This is a genomic window from Simplicispira piscis, assembly GCF_054783455.1.
Map to the genome: position 1 here is coordinate 41827 of NZ_BAAGQN010000004.1, position 17826 is coordinate 59652.

Genomic DNA, 17826 nt, shown 5'->3' on the forward strand with positions numbered 1-17826 from the left:
CGCAGCCTTAGCCTATTCCTGCACGCTCAGGCCAGCGCCTCTGCCTTGCCCGTCAAGCGCTGCACCAGCCCCTGGGCCAGCCGGTTGGTGATGCCGTAGATCGACAATTGCGGGTTGGCACCCACGCTGGTGGGAAAAATAGAACCATCGTGCACCGACAGGTTCTCCAACTGCCAGTGCCCGCCATCGGCGCGCACCACGCCCTGCGCTTCGCTTCCCGCCATGCCACAACCGCCCATGACATGGGCGCTCACCACCTTGGTCAGGAGCGGCTGCATCGGCAGCGCATTAATCGCGCTTTGTGCCTGCGCCCACGAGGTATAGGGCTGCGCCCTCTCGTGCACCGGCAGCACCTCCTGCGCACCAGCGGCAAACTGGATCTCGGCCATGGCCAGCAAGGCGCGGCGCGCGCCTTCCATGACGAAATCGTTCAGTGGGTAGTCCAGCACCGCCGAACCATCACCGCGCAGCTTGACGCGGCCGCCCGCCGCCTGCGGGTGGAAACCATCGCGCAGCAGTGCCAGCAGCACGTGCGTGTGCGGGAACTTGGCCAGCAAATCCGCATGCGGCTGGCCATAGCCCGGCATGGTGGTGGCCAAAATGACGGGATGCAGGGGCGGTGCCTCCAGCTTGAAGCCCATGGGCCCATCGATGGGCTGGGTGTCCATGAAGTGGTCGGTGTAGACCGTTTGCGGCGCACCGGCCCAGCCCTCCACCTTCTGCTCCAGCACCGCGGCCGACATCACCACCGGGTGCAAAAAGGTGCGCGTGCCCACCAACCCATGCGGATCGGGTGCCTTGGAACGCAGCAGCACCGCCGGCGAATTGATGGCGCCCCCCGCCAGCACAAAGTGCTTGGCCACAATGGTGGTGGTCTTACCACCTTCCACAGGCGCGCTGTTGGGTTGCACGGCCACGCAGCGCAGTGCCTGCACCTTGCCGCCGCCCAGCACCAGCTGTTCAGCGCGCGTTTCCACCAGCAGGGTGGCGCCTTTGTCGAGCGCTACCGGAATGGTCGTCACCAGCATGGACTGCTTGGCATTGGTGGGGCAACCCAGACCACAGGAGCCGAGGCTCCAGCAACCTTTCACGTTGCGCGCAATGGCGGCCGCTGGGATGCCCAGTTTGTGCGCGCCGCGCTGGAGCAAGGCATTGTTCTCATTGGGTGGCGCCAGCCAGGGCGAGATGTGCAGACGCCGCTCGGCCTGCTCGAAATACGGCGCCAGTGCGTCCTGGCCGTAGTCCTTCAGCCCAAAATGCTCTTGCCAGAAACGCAATGTGGGCTCGGGCGTTCGGAAGGAGCTGGTCCAGTTCACTGTGGTCGAGCCCCCCACGCAGCGCCCCTGCAGGATGGAGACGCCCTTGTCTTCGGTCTTGCGGCTGCCGCTTTCCTGGTAGAGCGTGGGGTACGCCTCGGATTCGCGCTGGCGGAAGTCGCCGCTGCTCTTGAGCGGCCCCTCTTCCACAATGACGACGGAAAGGCCTGCCCGGGTCAGCAGCTCGGCAGTGATACCAGCACCGGCACCGGAGCCGACGACGGCCACATCGCAGGTGATTTTTTCAGGCAGCGGGCCCAGCGCGCCGCCCAGGACTTTCCAGCCGCGCTGCAGTCCCTCGCGGATGGGATCAGGAAAATTGCTCATGGAATAAAGCTCAAATAGCGAGAGGCCCTGGGTAGCCCACAGCGGCCCAGGTGCTTTCATCAGACAGATAGGCGCCGCCCACGATTTCGTGCAGCGCCTGGTACGCCTGCTGGCGCAGGGCCAGGCTGGAATAGCGCATGCCTTCCAACGCGGCCTGCACCTGCGCCTCGCTGGCATCCGCCCAGGCAGGCGTCAAACCCGCCAGACCCAGACGCCCCGGCGCGGTGCACAGCAAACCCAGAAGTTGCGACAGCTCGGCCTGCACCGTGGGCGGCAGGTTGGTCGCCAGCGCATCAATGCGATCGACCATGCCCGCAAGTGCGCGGCTGCGCGCCTGTGCATCGGCAGGCAGGGTGCCCTGGAGAATGGCACGGCCCAGGCTGGTAAACAGTTCACGGGCCGAAGCGGTCAGTCGCCCCTGCTCCAGCCCAGGCTGCAGCAGCACCGCAGCCCCACCCGCCAACGCCAGCACCGCGCCCGATACCAGGCCCAGCTTTAAAAGAGATCTTCTTTGCATCTTTTAACTATCGCATGCAACACAACACAAGCTCTAGAGGCGGCCGCCTAGAGGAAATGGGGGTTTTCATCGATGCCGCAAACCTGTGTTCACGTCACCTTGCTCCTTCTTTCGCAACTTTGCGTGCATGCAAACAGGTGCGCAGATGTTAGGACCATCGTTGCGCAAGGCGCGCTGGCATTGCAGACAGGCTCGATGGTTAGGATGGATTGTGGAACTGTACCGTGGCATCTCGTCAGTGCGCTATCGAACAGACTTCTCTCTCTCCAGCGCGCCCAATTACTCATGACACGCTCGTCAAAAGCCTGAGGAGGTCGAAGTGACCCGCAACAACCGATAGGACATCGACCCAGGCCCTGCCCCTATCTGAAAGGCCTGCACAGTGATTCCAACCGACTTGAGCAAAGTCACCGATGACGGAGCACAAATGGTCGCAGGCGCTGCTGTGGCCCGATGGGTGTGCATGGTCGATGCGCTGACGCCCGCGCTGGGACAACGGGGCGTTGCCGCGCTGTACCGGCGCACTTTGAATGTTGCCGGGCGGGCGCATCCTTGCTTGCTCCAGGCGCATGAAGACACTGTGCCCGTCTGTTTTGAACAGCTCCGGAAGGTACTGCTGCTGCAGCCCGCCGACCAGGCCGCCATGGCCACGGATGCGTCTATCGAAACCTTTCACGAACTACTCAATAGCTTGATCGGCATCCCTCTGACCCAAAAGCTGCTAGGCAGTTTGTGGTCCCCCACTTTCAGCGGCTCGCCCGTTCAGGACAGATCGAAATGACTGACAAAGTAATCATCAACCGGCTCTCGACGGGCGTACCCGGTCTGGATGTCGTTCTTGCTGGGGGACTGCCGGAATTTTCCTTCAACCTCATTGCAGGTCCGCCCGGCTGCGGAAAAACCACGCTGGCGCACCAACTGATGTTCGCACTGGCAACGCCCGAACGTCCTGCCTTGTATTTCACCGTGCTGGGCGAACCTCCGCTCAAGATGCTGCGCTATCAACAGCAATTTGCCTTTTTCGATAGCAACAAAGTAAACACCTCCATCCGCTTCATCAATTTATCGGACGAGACCGCAGCAGGCGATTTGGGGGTTGTGCTAGGCAAAATCGCCACGCACGTACAGGCGCACAACCCTGCCCTGGTATTTGTCGACTCGTTTCGCTCTGTGATTTTGGCCAACGAAGGTGCTGGGCAGTCGCATGGCGAACTGCAGATGTTCTTGCAGCAACTAGGCATGCTGATGACGACTTGGCAGGCCACGACCTTTTTTGATTGGCGAGTATTTCAACGAAGTCGACGCCAATCCGGTATTCACCGTGGCCGATGGCCTTATCTGGCTACGCCAGAGCATCCAGCGCAACTCCATGGTGCGCAAGATGGAGATCCTGAAGATGCGCGGTCAGCCCACCTTGCCTGGCTTGCACACTTTCCGCATCAACCAGAGCGGACTGCAGGTTTTTCCACCGGCTGGTCGCGATGGGGGGCCCGCTCGTGCCATGACCAAGGATCCCCAGGTGGGCCGTTTGTCCATTGGTGTGCCTGGCCTTGATGAAATGCTGGGCGGAGGGGTTCCGCGGGGCTATTCGCTGCTGGTGGCTGGCCCTTCGGGATCAGGCAAAAGCATTTTGGCTGCCGCCTTTCTGGCCGAGGGCGCACGCAACGGGGAAACGGGTGTGATTGCGGCTTTCGAGCAGCCGCCCAGCGGGTCGCGTAACCGGGTGGTCGCAAAACTCATTGAATCAGGCATTGTGGGCTTGGTCGACAGCCGTGCCCCCGACCTGTCCATCGACGAAATCGTACTTTTACTTCTCAAAGAAATCGAACGACTCAAAGCCACCAGGATCGTCATTGATTCGCTCTCAGGCTTTGAGCTAGCCTTGGCCCCTACCTTCCGTGAAGATTTCCGCGAGTCCCTGTCCCGCATGGTGAGTGCGCTGGTTGACACCGGCGTGACGGTACTGATGACCTCCGAGCTAGAGGATCGCTACACCGACTTGAGATTCAGCCCTTACGGCACGGCATACCTGACCGACGCAATCATCGTTCAGCGCTATATCGAAATCGAAAGCCGACTGCGCAGAATGATTGCCGTCGTCAAAGTCCGCGCCAGCGCACATTCCGACGAAATGCGCTTGTTCCGCATCGACGACGATGGCATCCATGTCGGTGAAACCCTTGCCGACAGAGAGGGGCTGCTTGGCGGCAGGCCGACAAGCAAGCAGCCTTTACGCCTGTCGCCATCGACAACAACCAGGAAACATGCTGTCTAGCGGTGTTTCTCTTGTATTGAGTCGCACCCCTTGAACCATACGCCCGACAAGCTCCCCGCTGCGCCACACGCGGAAAATGAACTGCACGACCTGCAACAGCAAGTGGCACGTGCTCGCGCCGTCTTGGCTAATCTAAGGCGACAGATCGCCGATACGCGCGGGCAACGCGATGGCGATGACGGCATCTCTCTGATCGAAGTCAACGAACAACTCGTCATCTCGGCCCTGCAAAGCCAAACGGACGCCGAGCAGGCCGCCCAGGCACTCGGAGAACTTTCAAGATCCTACGGACTGGACATGCTGACGCAATTACCCAATCGCGTACACCTGCAGGAACGCTTTTCCCACGCCATCGCCAGTGCCCACCGCCACCGCAATCACGTGGCCATCCTGTTTGTGGACATCGACGGTTTCAAAGTCATCAACGACACCCTGGGGCATGCCGTAGGTGATGAAGTGATCAAACACGCCGCGCATTGCATTGCAAACTCTGTGCGAGACATCGACTTCGTTTGCCGCTATGGCGGAGACGAATTCGTGGTCTTGGTCACCGACCTTGCACAGGCTTGCGACGCAAACTTGGTTTCACAAAAAATCGCCTCGACCGTCGCCACGCCCATCACCATGGGCAGCCGAACGTTATCTATCTCGCTGAGCATCGGAGTATCCAGCTACCCCGATGATGGCGTCGAAGCGGACACCCTGATGCGGCGTGCCGATCTTGCGATGTACGAGGCCAAGAGACGGAAAGGCAACAGGCTCGGCACCATGCCGTCCTGACTTTGCCGAGCACTCAGGCCCCCTCTAGAACCAGCCGTCCAGAGGGAATAGGGGGCGTCATCGATGCCGCAGACCTGTGTTCGCGTCACCTTGCCCCTGTGTGTCCCCACCGACCATGGAAATAAGCGAGGCGCCAGCGGGCAGGTGTGGCATGTTGAGAGCATTGATCAAAAGCCTGCGTGAGCACATTGTCCGCACTCCGGCTACAGTTCCCCGCTTTCCAGCCATGCGGCTGCTTTACAAAGGAATTGAATGTTTGCCATTCTCGGAACCATCTTGGTGGGTCTCATCGTGGGGCTGATCGCACGCGCAGTGAAACCCGGCGACGACAAACTGGGCTGGATCATGACCGCCGTGCTGGGCATTGCCGGCTCGTTCCTGGCACGCTATGTAGGCGTGGCAATGGGCTGGTATTTGCCCGGTGCGCCTGCCGGCTGGCTGGCCTCCATCGTCGGCGCCATCGTGCTGCTCTTCATTTACGGTCTGGTCAAGAAAAAGGCGTGATCCGCAAGAGCCGTGCGCACAGAGGGGGCTGGAGCGGAACGGAAAATAGCCTGAAAACAGCCTGCAGCCCTTATTGAAAAAGTATTAAAAGCTATTAAAACAATAGCAATCCAAACCTCTATCGATAGTGCGCTTGTCACCGGCAGCCGGGAAATGCTGATGTGCGGCCCTTTGGCAGACGGGCAGCATATTCATTATCAAATAGAAAATCACCACTCTTTTCATTGATTTCGATATATAAAGCTAACCAAAGAATCGTTCCCTGATCCGCGGGCGTTGGGCAGAATCCCGCCATGTTTATTTGGAGCGACCATGCAGCAACGCCTTAAAACCCTGATCGCCGGCTTGAGCTTGGGCCTGGCCGCCGCCAGCGCCTTTGCCGCCCAGCCCTTGCTGACCCCAAAAGAGCTGAACGCCAGCCTGGCCAACCCGAACGTGCGGGTGATCGATATCCGCGATCCGAAGTCGTACGCGGCCAACCACATCCCTGGAGCAGTCAATGCGCCCTACGGCCAGTGGCGTGGGCCCGCGACCAATCCCGGCGAGCTGCCCGCCCTGTCCAAACTGACCACGCTGGTGCAGAGCCTGGGCCTGACCCCTGCGACGCACGCCGTCGTCGTCTCCAGTGGCGCCGACGCCACCGATTTCGGCGCCAGCGCCCGTGTGTACTGGACACTCAAGGTGCTGGGCCTGAAGGAGCTGTCGCTGCTCAACGGCGGCGTCCAAGCGTGGTCCGGCGCGCAACTGGCGCAGAACAACGAAGCCGTGAAAATTGCAGCCAGCAGTTTCCAGCCGCAGTTGGACGCCTCGCTGATCGCAAGCACCGCCGAAGTGCTGCAGCATGTGAAAACCAAGGACGCCGTGCTGATCGACGCCCGGCCCGCCGCCTTCTTCAACGGCGAGGCCCGCGCCCCGGCTGCCAAAATCGCCGGCACGCTGCCCGACGCCGTGAACTTCCAGCACGATAAGTGGTTCGCAGTCGGCAGCTCCACCTTTGTCGGCGCCGAACAGGCCAGGCAGATCGCGGCATCCAGCCCGATCGATCCCGCCAAAGAGACCGTGTCCTTCTGCAACACCGGCCACTGGGCGGCAACCAACTGGTTCGCCATGTCCGAAGTGCTGGGCCAGAAGAACGTCAAGCTCTACCCCGGCTCGATGACCGAATGGTCGCAGGATCCGAATGGTTTGCCGATGGCCAACGCGCCCAGCCGCGCCCAGCAACTGCTGATGGATGCGAAAATGTGGACTGCCAAGACTTTCAACTGACGCAATGAAGCGACTCCCTCTGGCGGCCCTGATGGCCGCCTTTTTTATCTTTCTCGTACTCTCGGTGTCGGTGCGCCAGGCGGCGCTGCTGCTGGTCGGCATCGGCATGGGCGCGGCGTTGGCAGGCGCTCGTTTTGGCTTCACCACCGGCTGGCGGCATCTGATCGAGCGGCGCGACCCGCGCGGCGTGACCGGGCAGGCACTGCTGCTGGCACTGGCCAGCCTGGCCGCGCTGCCGCTGTTGGAGCGGTTTTCAGAACTGCACGCCGCGCTCGGTCCGCCGAGCGTCAGCCTGCTGGTGGGCGCCTTCGTTTTCGGCCTGGCGATGCAGATTGCCGACGGCTGCGGTTCGGGCACGCTGTACAAGGCGGGGCTGGGCGTGCCGCTCAACATGGGCATCCTGCCGCTGTTTGCATTGGGGAGTTTTCTAGGCTCAGCACATCTGGAGCACTGGCTGGCCTTGGGGCAGATCGAACCCGTCAGCCTGCCGGCGAAGTTCGGCACCGGCGGCGCACTGGCACTGACGTTTGTGTTGCTGGCGCTTGCCTTGCTGGCCGTGCGTGCCTGGGTCGGCACAGGACGGCAGTGGTTTGAAAAGCGCTGGGTATGGGGTGCGGTGGCGCTGGCGGCGCTGGCCACGCTCAACCTGCTCCTGGCGGGCCAGCCCTGGGGCGTCGTCTATGGCTTTGGTTTGTGGGCGGCCAAGCTGTCGGTGGCGATGGGCGGGTTCGACCCCTCTGCCAACATGTTCTGGAGCCAGGCGGGCAATGCGCAGCGCCTGACGCAAACCATTCTTTTGGATGTGACGACGATCACCAACATCGGCATCCTGGCCGGAGCGCTGTGGGTCTCATCCAGATCATCGCCGGCCAGCCAGCCCCTTACCCTGAAGCAGTGGGCGATTGGCCTCGTCGCGGGTTTCGTCCTGGGGTACAGCTCGCGCCTGGCTTTTGGTTGCAACGTGGGCGCCATGCTCAGCGGTATCGCCACCGGAAGCCTGCACGGCTGGATCTGGGTGCCACTGGCATTTGGCGGCACGCTGGTCGGCGTGCGCCTGCGCCGCCGCTACGGGTTCTGAAAGGAGGCGCACCTTGAGCACCACCAAACATTTGCAAATCGTCTTCTGGCTCGGTCTGCTGGGCTTTGTTGCATGGGACTTTTCCGCTTCCGCCCCCGTAGACCTGCGCAACGAACCACCGCTGATCGCGGCCGGCTCGGGCCAGGCCACGAGCGGCGGGCATTGCTCCATGGCCAAGTGATTCCATTTCCAAATCAAACGATTACTTTGTCGGCTTCGCTTGCCGTACGCCTGTACGGTCTGCACTTCGCCTTCGCGTACTCGGTGGATTGAAAAATGCAATGCGGGCGATGCGGCGATCGCGCAGGCTGGCGCAACTAAACGCGGGGTAAGCACACAACCAGCAGTTGCGAGGCCACTGCCGGGTCGTCGGGGTCGGTCACCATCGTGACCCGCCAGCCAACGCCTTCGGCCTGAACCGCGATGCCCTCCACCTTGGGCGCGCCTTGCAGTCGCACCACACGGCGCACCTGGCCGTCCGCAGCCACCACCCCCAAAGCAGATGCCACACAGGCGCCGTCTGCCACGCTATCGCTGATGTCTTCGGCCACCGCGCTGAACATCCACCCACCGCCCGGCAGTGGCACGCCGTCGGTCAGGCTCAGGGGCACCCCGTCCACGGCCCCCAGGTCCAGCATCTGCACGCTCTGGATGGCGGGTGGCTGTGCTTGCACGCCTGCCAGCCAGGGCGCGGCCGCATTCCAGTCGCAACGGATGCAGGCGCTGCGCGCATCGCCCTTGTTGCCCCGCTGCAGCAAGTGCAGCGCGCCATTGGCCACCCAGGCGCCCTCAATATTCAAATCGGCGAACTGCTTGTGCAGCGGCGCATACAAGGCAGACAACGACACGATGGACTGGCGTCCATTGAGTTGACCGGGACCTGCCAGCGCCAGCAGCACGCCGGTCTCACGGTTGGGCCCGGAACCCGAGCCCAACGCCAGCAGCGCGCCGCCCGCACAGCCGGGCAAGGGTGGCAAGTGGGCCAGGGTTTCGAAGTCCGGCTTGGCCTGTTTGCGCTGCGCCGTGTCGCTGGGCAAATCGCCCTTCATCAGTTGCAACAAATAACCGGGCGCAGGTGGTGTTCCGGCAGCAACGGTGTCTTCAAACACGCCCAGGTGCAACTCATCGTCTGCCACCACATACAGCGCTCTCCCCGAGCGCACCAAACCACTTGCAGCACTCAGATACGCCCGTGCGTGCGGATGCTGCGCAGGGTGTATCCGCAGGGTGCCAAGACATTGAGGACTCAAGACGGCAGAAAAAGCGGGCATGGGAAAACGCGGCATGGGTTGCAAGGCTTGGCGGAGGGGGCTGATTTGGCTTGGCTGGTAGATGCCTATTGTGCTGACTTGGATTGCCGCGCTGCCACCTTGTCGCGGCATCGCCCGCGCTGCGCTCGCTGCGGCCAATTCGCTAGAAGAAAAAAGGCGTGCATGCGGGTCAACCAGGCCAGCACCAGGCGGCCCGCCGCAGCCGCCACACGGGCCAAAACTGGACCTTGATGTAGGACAACGAGGTGCCCCATGGCCGTCGCGCCACCGTGGCGCTGGGCGATACTGAACGGATTCAAGCATTTCCCAGCAGGAGAATTTCCATGTCGAAACGTTTTGCTGCAGCCTTGTTGAGCCTTGGAGTCTGGGCCGGTCATGCCTACGCCCAAGGCATTGTTTATGAGGTTGAACCTGACCACAGCTTCGTCACGTTCGAGGTTGTCCACAATGGCACGTCCACCACGCGCGGGCGCTTCGATACGGTCGCCGGCACGGTCGTGCTGGACCCCGTGGGCAAAACCGGACGGGCCGATATCCGTATCGACCCGGCGTCGATCAACACCGGCTCGAAGCCCTTTGACGCGCACCTGCGCAACAAGGATTTCTTTGACGTGGTCGCGTTTCCCAGCGTCTCTTTTCAAAGCAGCGCATTCACGTTCGAGGCGGACAAGGTCGTTGGCGTGTCCGGCAAACTGACGCTGCTGGGCGTCGCGCAGGACGTCGTCCTCAAGGCCAATCGATTCAACTGCTACCAGAACCCACGATCGAAGCGCGACACCTGCGGCGGGGATTTCGAGGCCACGATCGCACGCAGCCAGTGGGGAATGGGTTTTGGCCTTCCAGGCATTCCCGACAGCGTGCGGGTGGTGGTGCAGATCGAAGCCATCAAGCAATAACAAGGCAAGGCAAGCTTGTTATTGATCCGGCCTTCAAACGGTTTCATGCGGCGTATTTGACGAACGGGTCCTGAAATCGGCAGTTTCCGGGCCGATCGACCGAACCAACTCTGGGTCTCGGACTTAACCTATGTCTCGACCTGGCAGGGCTGGCTGTTCATCGGCGATGACTTCGGCCGCCACATGCGCCTCATGCACTTCGCTGGTCTTAAAAGTCGCGCAGCCTATACATCCAATACATTTCGTCCTGCTGAATGGCTTTGAGCAGCGCTACCGGACTTAGCCCGGTGATGCGCCGCACCTCGCGACACATGTGCGCCTGATCGGCATAACCGCTATCCACAGCGGCCCCTGCCAGATCCAGCGAACCGTCCTCATAGGCCAACGCTGCACGAAAAAAAGCATCTTCGGCCCGCGCCATGCGCCGGAGATCGCGCATGGGCAAGCCGGCCCAATGCTTGATGCGCCGCTCTGCCTGGCGCAGGCTGCTACCCACTCCAGACTGCAGTGCACGCAGCCCCAGGTTCTCCACCCAATAGTGGAAGCGATCGGCCCGGGATACCGCGCTATCGCGCACAAGCGCCCAACGCGGCTCTAAAAACTCTTCGACCAGGTGGATGCGGCTGGCATCGTCAGACGCGTGAAGCACCGCCTGCGCCATGGCCAGCCAGGAGGCATCGAATACCTTCTCCAGCGGAACCACGCGGTTGACCAACGCACTGATGGATACCCCACTAAGCGCCTGCACTGCAGCTGGGGTCATCGCCACCATCAGCGCCTCGACAGCGCCGGGGTTGTGGCTGACCACTGGCCCGCTGTGCGGACCGATCAGTGCAATACGCGGCGTGGCTTCATGGATCCACTGGTCACCGCGCCGGACCACCGCAGCCTCACCCTGGAACAACCAGCAAATCGCACATAGCGGAGATGCAGGAAAGTGGTTGAACCGTTGCTCATGGCCAAGCTCCAGACCCACCGTGCTGCGCACGACATGGCCCCGTACGCACGCGACCAGGGATGGGCGTGGCGCCAGCATCATGCAACGCGAACCCTGGGCTGGAAGTGCAATTGCGGGCAAATTCATGCCGCAATTCTAGGTGGTGTGCACATGTCGGAATCGTTCAATACGCCGCTCCGTGTAGCCTGAGACACTGCGGATTGCAGAGCATTCCAGCCGTGCGCATCAACGCTTTCCATCGCTATTCACCCAGCACCATGCACCCCGTCATACTGAAAAATGTTTGCAAAACCTACCTGCTTGACAGCATCAAGGTTCCGGCCCTAAGCGAGGTGAGTCTCGAAATACGGGCTAATTGCTTTACCGTCATCTCCGGCCCTTCGGGCAGCGGCAAGACGACGCTGCTCAATGTGATGGGCTGTATTGACCATCCCGACCAAGGCAAGGTGATCGTGGCTGGGCAGAATATTCTGGCCTTGCCGGACGATGCCCTGTCGGATTTTCGCTCTCGCCACCTGGGCTTCATCTTCCAGAACTTCAATCTGCTGCAGGTGCTGACTGCCTACGAAAATATTGAGTACCCATTGCGGCTATGCAACATGCCAAGCGCGCAGCGACGCGAGCGCGTGCGCTCGCTGCTGGACGCCGTGGGGCTGTCGGACAAGGCCCAAAACCTTCCAGGCCAGCTCTCTGGCGGACAACGCCAACGTGTCGCCATTGCCCGCGCACTGGCACCCGCCCCGGCGCTGGTGCTGGCCGACGAGCCCACGGCCAACCTGGACAGCCATACCGGTGCGGCCATCATCGCGCTGATGCGCCAGATGCAGCGCGAACACCATGTTTCCTTCGTGTTTTCGTCACACGACCCGCAAGTTCAGGCGGCGGCCGACGATACGGTGGTCATCCGCGATGGCTGTATCACCTCCATTGCACGACACACCGAAGTGGAAAAGGTGTCGGCATGAACACCCTGACCCTTGCACTGCGCAACCTGTTGCGCAACCGCCGCCGTTCGCTGGCCACCTTGCTGGCTATGGTGATCGGCTTGTGCGCCATTTTGCTATTTGGTGGCTACGCAGGAAGCACCATCTACGCCATGCAGACGGGCTATGTGCAACTGCATGGGCACTTGCAGATTCAGCGCAAAGACTACTTTCTCTATGGCAGCGGCAACCCGGCCGACTACGCCATTGCAGACTATGTGCCGATGCTGGAGCAAGTGCGCCGCGACCCGGTGCTGGCGCCCATGCTGACAGTGGTCACCCCCAAGCTGCAACTTGGCGGTATTGCTGGAAATTTTTCAGCCGGAGTGTCTACCAATGTCTATTCGTCGGGCGTTGTGGCGCCTGAGCAAGCACAGCTGCGCGAATGGGACGACTACGGCAACATGAGCTACGCGCCGCCCATTGCACTGCTCAATACACCCGCAGACTCCATCGTGATAGGCGCGGGCGTGGCGCGCAAACTGCAGTTGTGTCAAGAGCTGGGGGTTCAGCCCTGCCAGTCGCCTGCCAAATCCAGCACTGCATCCGGTGTACCGGCTCCCGACGACATCCTTGCCCTGTCTGCGCAGGAGACCCAGGTCGCGCCCCAGGCGCCGCAAACACACATCGAAATACTGGCGGCCACGGTGCATGGCGCACCCAATGTGGTTGGACTGAACGCGGTCAAAGCCGAAAACTTTGGGCTCAAGGAGTTTGACGACAGCTACACCATGATGCACTTGGCGCAAGCCCAGCGCCTGGTCTATGGCGCGGACGCGCCCCAGGTCACTGCCATCCAGATCCAGTTGCGGCATACAGCGCAAATACCCGAGGCCAAGGCCCGCTTGGAGCAAATGCTCGAAACCGGCAAGCCAGACAGTCAACTGGAGGTAGTGGACTATGAAACCCTGGCGCCAATCTACGGCCAGACCATCGAGTTCTTTCAATCGGTGTTTGGTTTCATCGCCACGCTGATAGGTGTCATTGTGCTGTTCACCGTGGGCAACACCATGAGCATGGCGGTGGTCGAACGCACCACCGAGATCGGAACGTTGCGGGCCATAGGACTGCGCCAAGGCGGCATTCACCGTCTGTTTGTGTGCGAAGGCTTGGTGCTGGGCGTGGCCGGAGCCGTGCTGGGTTCCCTGATGGCCCTGCTGCTGGCTGCACTCATCAACCACAGCGGCTTGACCTGGACCCCTCCCGGCTATGTATACGCCTACCCACTCAAAGTGCGCGTCTGGGGCGCCTGGGCCATGGTCGCGGGTTGCGCTGCAGGCCTGGTGGTGGTGGCGGGGCTGTCCGCCTGGTGGCCAGCCAGACGTGCTGCCCGCCTATTGATCGTGGACGCCCTGCGCCACACCTAAAGAGCAAACGACCATGAAAAAGCAATACATATTCCTGCTGCTGATGCCGTTGATGCTGTTGGCAAGCATCGGAACGGCCTTTGGCGCGCCCAGTGCCCAGGACATCCTGGCCGCCAGCGATGCGGTGCGCAATCCTGACTTTTCGTTCGGGTTGACCAACACCCTGATCGAGTACCGCAACGGCCAGCAGACCGATACCAGCACGCTGGCAATCTACTCCAAGGCCGACACCAGCAGCGGGCAGTATCGCAACCTGGTGCGCTTTGTGGCGCCAGCACGCGATGCCAACAAGCTCATGCTCTACAGCGGCAAAGACCTGTGGTTCTTCGACCCTGGCAGCAAGGCCAGCATCCGCCTGTCGCCCCAGCAGCGCTTGCTGGGCCAGGCCTCCAACGGCGACGTGGTCACCGTCAACCTGGCCAAGGACTACCAGGCCACGCTGGAGGGCGAGGGAGACATGCAGGATGGCGAACGCAAGACGCGCCGGTGCTACCGGCTGGCCCTGAGCGCGCCAACCACCGACGTCAGCTACCCTCGCATCGAATTGTGGATCGACACAGGCAACAGCCAGCCCATCAAGGCACGCTACTTCGCCGACAGCGGCCAGTTGCTCAAAACCGCCTACTTTCGCCGCTACCAACGCCAGCTGGGGCAAGAACGCCCGACAGAAACCGTGATCATTGACGGACTGGACCCCCAATGGGTCACGGTAATGCGGTTTTCCGATTGGGTACGGCGCGAGGTGCCCGACGCCTGGTTGCAGCGGGACTACCTGCCTCGCTTCAAACCTGAGTAGCGCCATGCAGCCTCACATTGTGGGAATACGACCATCGTGGCAGTGGCTAGGGGCACTGGCGGCAGCCCTGACGTGCTCTATGGCTGCAGCACAAACCAGTGACCTCGACGCGCTGCGGCTGGCCGACACGCCCCCACCGCCTTCGGTTGCCGCCAGTGACTGGCACTGGTTTGCTGAAATAGCCGCAGGCCAGGTGTGCAACCCAGTGGGTACGCACAGCAACCAGCGCCTGTCGCTGGATCTGCAACTCGACAAGTCGCTGGCCCCGGGCTGGCGCGGAGTGTTGGCGAACCGTCTGGACCTGGACTGGCCCGCCCAGTACGGCACCGAGCACCGCATCAACACCCTCAAGGAAGCCTATGTGGGCTGGCAACCCACTGATGCGCAAGCGCTGGACCTGGGGCGCATCAATGCACGCTTTGGCGTTGCCACGGGCTACAACCCCACCGACTACTTCCGCACCAACTCCCTTCGCTCACTGGTGTCGGTCGATCCGAACAGCCTCAAGAAGAACCGCCAAGGTGCATTCATGCTGCGCGGCCAGACGCTGTGGGCCGACGGGGCGCTGACGGCACTGCTCTCGCCGCGTTTGGCCAGGCTGCCAAAGAGCGCTCCTTTCGCACTGAACGAAGGAGCCACCAACGCCAGCAACCGCTGGCTACTGACCTGGAGCCAGCGGTTGAGTGAACGCCTGAATCCGCAGTGGTTACTTTATGGTGAAGAGCGCAAACCTCCGCAGATTGGCTTCAATCTGGCCGCACTGGCCAACGATGCCACCGTGGTTTTCATGGAATGGTCCGGAGGGCGCGGCCGCTCGCAGGTGTCGCAGGCCTTGGGATGGACCGAAGATCAGCGCTTTCAGCAGCGCCTGAGTACAGGCATTACCTACACCACTGGCCACAAACTCTCGCTCACCCTGGAATATTCCAGCAACAGCGCCGCACCCGCCGCATCGCAGTGGAGCGATCTGCAAAGCGGTTCCCCATGGGCGTATGCGCTGTACCGCAGTTGGACGCAGTCGGCGCAGGAATTGACGACTCGCCAGCAGTACGCGCTCTCCATGAACTGGCCCGATGCCTTGGCGCCTCACCTGGACCTGAGCGCCATGGTGCGCTTCAATGGCGCTGACCACAGCCGCCTGCACTGGCTGGAGGCCCGGTACCACTGGACCCAAACCGACCTGGCCTTGCAATGGCAGAGTTCCAGCGGAACCCCGCGCAGTGATTTCGGCGCCGCTCCTCGGACTTTGCAGGTCAGCGTACGCCGGTATTTTTGAGCGCAATACCGTCAGTCCTGTGACAGCACCTGCGGTTCACAAAGACAAACAGACCCACAGTCTACGGGCCTTTAAACATCCTTTTTTGGCGTGACCGAACCGGTGGTGTTGGCCTCATGCGTTGCGTCCGTCTCTCCCCACTGAGCCCAGTCTTCCCCGAACAGCTCTGCCGGATGCGGCGTGCGGTCCGAACCGTTGCCGCAGCGCATGTCCTTGGCAGGGCAATACAGGTCGCAACCCCAGCACACCCTCTCGGGGTGGGCAGGGGCCTGAGGAAACTTCTTGACTGCCATGGCCATGCTCAGCGCCGGTGGCCGCGCTCCGGCTTACTTGCGTGCTGGGGGCACGTCCGTGCAACTGCCATGCGCAATCTCGGCCGCCATGCCGATGCTCTCGCCCAGCGTGGGGTGCGGGTGAATCGTTTTGCCGATGTCTACCGCATCGGCGCCCATTTCAATGGCGAGCGCAATCTCGCCAATCATGTCGCCCGCATGCGTGCCGACGATGCCGCCGCCCAGGATCTTGCCGTGGCCATGCGCCTCGGGCGAGTCGTCGAACAGCAACTTGGTAACGCCTTCATCGCGGCCATTGGCGATGGCGCGGCCGGAGGCCGTCCAGGGGAACAGGCCCTTCTTGACTTTGATGCCCTGCGCCTTGGCCTGGTCTTCAGTGAGGCCGACCCATGCCACTTCGGGGTCTGTGTAGGCCACGCTGGGGATGACGCGGGCGTTGAAGGCGGCGCTGGCCAACTCCTTGTTGCCCTGCAGCTCGCCTGCGATGACTTCCGCTGCCACATGCGCCTCGTGCACTGCCTTGTGCGCCAGCATGGGCTGGCCGACGATGTCGCCGATGGCGAAGATGTGCGGCACGTTGGTGCGCATCTGGATATCGACGTTGATGAAGCCACGGTCCGTCACGGTCACGCCCGCTTTGTCGGCGGCGATCTTCTTGCCGTTGGGCGTGCGGCCCACGGCCTGCAGCACCAGGTCGTAGGTTTGGGGCTCCGGCGCAGTGCCGCCCTCTTCTGCTGGCGCAAACGTGACTTTGATGCCGTCCGCAGTGGCCTCGGCGCCCACGGTTTTCGTCTTGAGCATGATGTTGTCAAAACGCTTGGCGTTCATCTTCTGCCAGATCTTGACCAGATCGCGGTCGGCGCCTTGCATCAGGCCGTCCATCATTTCCACCACATCCAGGCGCGCACCCAGCGTGCTGTAGACGGTGCCCATCTCCAGGCCGATGATGCCGCCGCCGAGGATGAGCATGCGCTTGGGAACGCCCTGCAGCGCCAGGGCACCGGTGGAGTCGACCACACGCGGGTCGTCGGGCATGAAGGGCAGGCGCACGGCCTGGCTGCCTGCGGCAATGATGGCTTTTTTGAAGGCGATGACCTTCTTGACACCCGTCTTGTCCTGGCTGGTGCCGGTGGTTTCTTCCACCTCCAGGTGGTTGGCGCCCACAAAGGCACCGTATCCACGCACGGTGGTCACCTTGCGCATTTTGGCCATGGCGGCCAGGCCGCCGGTGAGCTTGGCGATGACCTTTTCCTTGTGGCCACGCAGCGTGTCCACATTGATTTGGGGGGCACCAAAGTCGATGCCCGCCGCCGACAGGTGGCTCACCTCGTCCATGACGGCGGCCACATGCAGCAACGCCTTGGAGGGAATGCACCCCACGTTCAGGCACACGCCGCCGAGCTGGGCGTAGCGTTCGACGAGGACAACCTTCAGGCCCAGGTCGGCCGCACGGAATGCCGCCGAATAGCCGCCAGGGCCGCCACCGAGCACGACGAGGTCGCACTCGATATCCGCAGTGCCACCCAAACTGGCTGCTTCATTTTTAGGAGCTGGTTGCGCTTGATTACTGGCGGTTTCAGGTATTTTTTTATCTGAAACACTTGTAGATAAAGCGTTAGCAGCTCCATTTTCAGGAGCATGAACGGTGGTGGCAGCGGGCGAGGATGCTGCTGCAGTAGCGGTCTCGAGCGTCAGCACCACCGAGCCTTCGGCGATCTTGTCGCCCAGCTTCACGCGCAGCTCTTTGACCACGCCGGCGTGGCTGGAGGGGATTTCCATCGAGGCCTTGTCGGACTCGACCGTGACCAGGCTTTGCTCGGCCTTGATGGTGTCGCCGGGCTGGACCAGCACTTCGATGATGGCCACTTCGGCGAAATCGCCAATGTCGGGCACCTTGATGTCGATGATTGCCATGTGCATTGC

18 protein-coding genes and 1 pseudogene are annotated in these 17826 nt (G+C 61.9%); 13 read left to right on the plus strand and 6 right to left on the minus strand.

All coding sequences use genetic code 11. The annotated features are described in order from the left end of the window. Positions 1-26: 26 nt before the first annotated feature. Together ACYVOC_RS01470 and ACYVOC_RS01475 are read right to left on the minus strand one after the other, a co-directional pair. Positions 27-1643: a GMC family oxidoreductase gene (locus tag ACYVOC_RS01470; RefSeq protein ID WP_116003773.1), complete on the minus strand. Its 1617-nt coding sequence runs from the start codon at positions 1641-1643 to the stop codon at positions 27-29. A 10-nt stretch (positions 1644-1653) separates the two neighbouring features. Continuing rightward, a complete protein-coding gene (locus ACYVOC_RS01475; protein WP_116003772.1) occupies positions 1654-2160 on the minus strand; it encodes a hypothetical protein in 507 nt (168 codons plus the stop codon). 382 nt (positions 2161-2542) lie between these two features. Here ACYVOC_RS01475 and ACYVOC_RS01480 point away from each other — a divergent pair, with 382 nt between their 5' ends. The 8 genes and pseudogenes from ACYVOC_RS01480 to ACYVOC_RS01515 all read left to right on the plus strand — a co-directional run bounded on the left by ACYVOC_RS01480 (position 2543) and on the right by ACYVOC_RS01515 (position 8244). Next, positions 2543-2941, plus strand: coding sequence for a hypothetical protein (locus tag ACYVOC_RS01480; protein WP_461160632.1), 399 nt, complete (start codon positions 2543-2545; stop codon positions 2939-2941). Continuing rightward, positions 2938-3372: pseudogene (locus tag ACYVOC_RS01485) on the plus strand (RAD55 family ATPase); the annotation flags it as partial. The gene ACYVOC_RS01480 and the pseudogene ACYVOC_RS01485, both read left to right, overlap by 4 nt. Positions 3373-3661: 289 nt before the next feature. Then, a complete protein-coding gene (locus ACYVOC_RS01490) occupies positions 3662-4435 on the plus strand; it encodes an RAD55 family ATPase (RefSeq protein WP_461160703.1) in 774 nt (257 codons plus the stop codon). A 30-nt stretch (positions 4436-4465) separates the two neighbouring features. Continuing rightward, on the plus strand, positions 4466-5215 hold the full coding sequence (locus ACYVOC_RS01495) for a diguanylate cyclase domain-containing protein (RefSeq protein WP_461160633.1): 750 nt from the start codon (positions 4466-4468) through the stop codon (positions 5213-5215). 252 nt (positions 5216-5467) lie between these two features. Further along, the gene (locus tag ACYVOC_RS01500; protein WP_461160634.1) at positions 5468-5719 is read left to right on the plus strand and encodes a GlsB/YeaQ/YmgE family stress response membrane protein; all 252 of its coding nucleotides are present in this window, start codon (positions 5468-5470) and stop codon (positions 5717-5719) included. A 312-nt stretch (positions 5720-6031) separates the two neighbouring features. Further along, positions 6032-6985 (plus strand): sulfurtransferase, encoded by a 954-nt coding sequence (locus ACYVOC_RS01505; RefSeq protein ID WP_461160635.1) that lies wholly within the window; start codon positions 6032-6034, stop codon positions 6983-6985. 4 nt (positions 6986-6989) lie between these two features. Then, positions 6990-8063: a YeeE/YedE thiosulfate transporter family protein gene (locus tag ACYVOC_RS01510; RefSeq protein ID WP_461160636.1), complete on the plus strand. Its 1074-nt coding sequence runs from the start codon at positions 6990-6992 to the stop codon at positions 8061-8063. A 13-nt stretch (positions 8064-8076) separates the two neighbouring features. Beyond that, positions 8077-8244 carry a hypothetical protein gene (locus tag ACYVOC_RS01515; protein ID WP_461160637.1) on the plus strand — a complete coding sequence of 56 codons (168 nt, stop codon included), beginning with the start codon at positions 8077-8079 and terminating at the stop codon, positions 8242-8244. Positions 8245-8380: 136 nt separating this feature from the next. Here ACYVOC_RS01515 and ACYVOC_RS01520 read toward each other — a convergent pair whose 3' ends face one another. After that, the gene (locus tag ACYVOC_RS01520) at positions 8381-9349 is read right to left on the minus strand and encodes a DUF6910 family protein (RefSeq protein WP_461160638.1); all 969 of its coding nucleotides are present in this window, start codon (positions 9347-9349) and stop codon (positions 8381-8383) included. A 308-nt stretch (positions 9350-9657) separates the two neighbouring features. Here ACYVOC_RS01520 and ACYVOC_RS01525 point away from each other — a divergent pair, with 308 nt between their 5' ends. Then, positions 9658-10230 (plus strand): YceI family protein, encoded by a 573-nt coding sequence (locus ACYVOC_RS01525; protein WP_461160639.1) that lies wholly within the window; start codon positions 9658-9660, stop codon positions 10228-10230. A 208-nt stretch (positions 10231-10438) separates the two neighbouring features. Here the strand turns inward: ACYVOC_RS01525 and ACYVOC_RS01530 are convergent, their stop codons facing one another. Continuing rightward, positions 10439-11314: an AraC family transcriptional regulator gene (locus tag ACYVOC_RS01530; RefSeq protein WP_461160640.1), complete on the minus strand. Its 876-nt coding sequence runs from the start codon at positions 11312-11314 to the stop codon at positions 10439-10441. A gap of 131 nt (positions 11315-11445) precedes the next feature. Between ACYVOC_RS01530 and ACYVOC_RS01535 the strand changes: the two genes are divergently transcribed. The 4 genes from ACYVOC_RS01535 to ACYVOC_RS01550 are packed head-to-tail and all read left to right on the plus strand — an operon-like array spanning position 11446 to position 15610. After that, a complete protein-coding gene (locus ACYVOC_RS01535) occupies positions 11446-12153 on the plus strand; it encodes an ABC transporter ATP-binding protein (protein ID WP_461160641.1) in 708 nt (235 codons plus the stop codon). Next, positions 12150-13538, plus strand: coding sequence for an ABC transporter permease (locus tag ACYVOC_RS01540; RefSeq protein WP_461160642.1), 1389 nt, complete (start codon positions 12150-12152; stop codon positions 13536-13538). Before ACYVOC_RS01535 ends, ACYVOC_RS01540 begins: the two co-directional genes overlap by 4 nt. 13 nt (positions 13539-13551) lie before the next feature. Further along, positions 13552-14334, plus strand: coding sequence for an outer membrane lipoprotein-sorting protein (locus tag ACYVOC_RS01545; RefSeq protein WP_461160643.1), 783 nt, complete (start codon positions 13552-13554; stop codon positions 14332-14334). Between the two features lie 4 nt (positions 14335-14338). After that, positions 14339-15610 (plus strand): hypothetical protein, encoded by a 1272-nt coding sequence (locus ACYVOC_RS01550; RefSeq protein WP_461160644.1) that lies wholly within the window; start codon positions 14339-14341, stop codon positions 15608-15610. A gap of 71 nt (positions 15611-15681) precedes the next feature. On the opposite strand, the gene ACYVOC_RS01555 is transcribed toward ACYVOC_RS01550, so the two are convergent. Both ACYVOC_RS01555 and lpdA read right to left on the minus strand, forming a co-directional pair. Then, positions 15682-15903, minus strand: coding sequence for a DUF3079 domain-containing protein (locus tag ACYVOC_RS01555; protein ID WP_461160645.1), 222 nt, complete (start codon positions 15901-15903; stop codon positions 15682-15684). Between the two features lie 33 nt (positions 15904-15936). After that, positions 15937-17817 (minus strand): dihydrolipoyl dehydrogenase, encoded by a 1881-nt coding sequence (gene lpdA, locus ACYVOC_RS01560; protein ID WP_461160646.1) that lies wholly within the window; start codon positions 17815-17817, stop codon positions 15937-15939. Between the last annotated feature and the right edge of the window lie 9 nt (positions 17818-17826).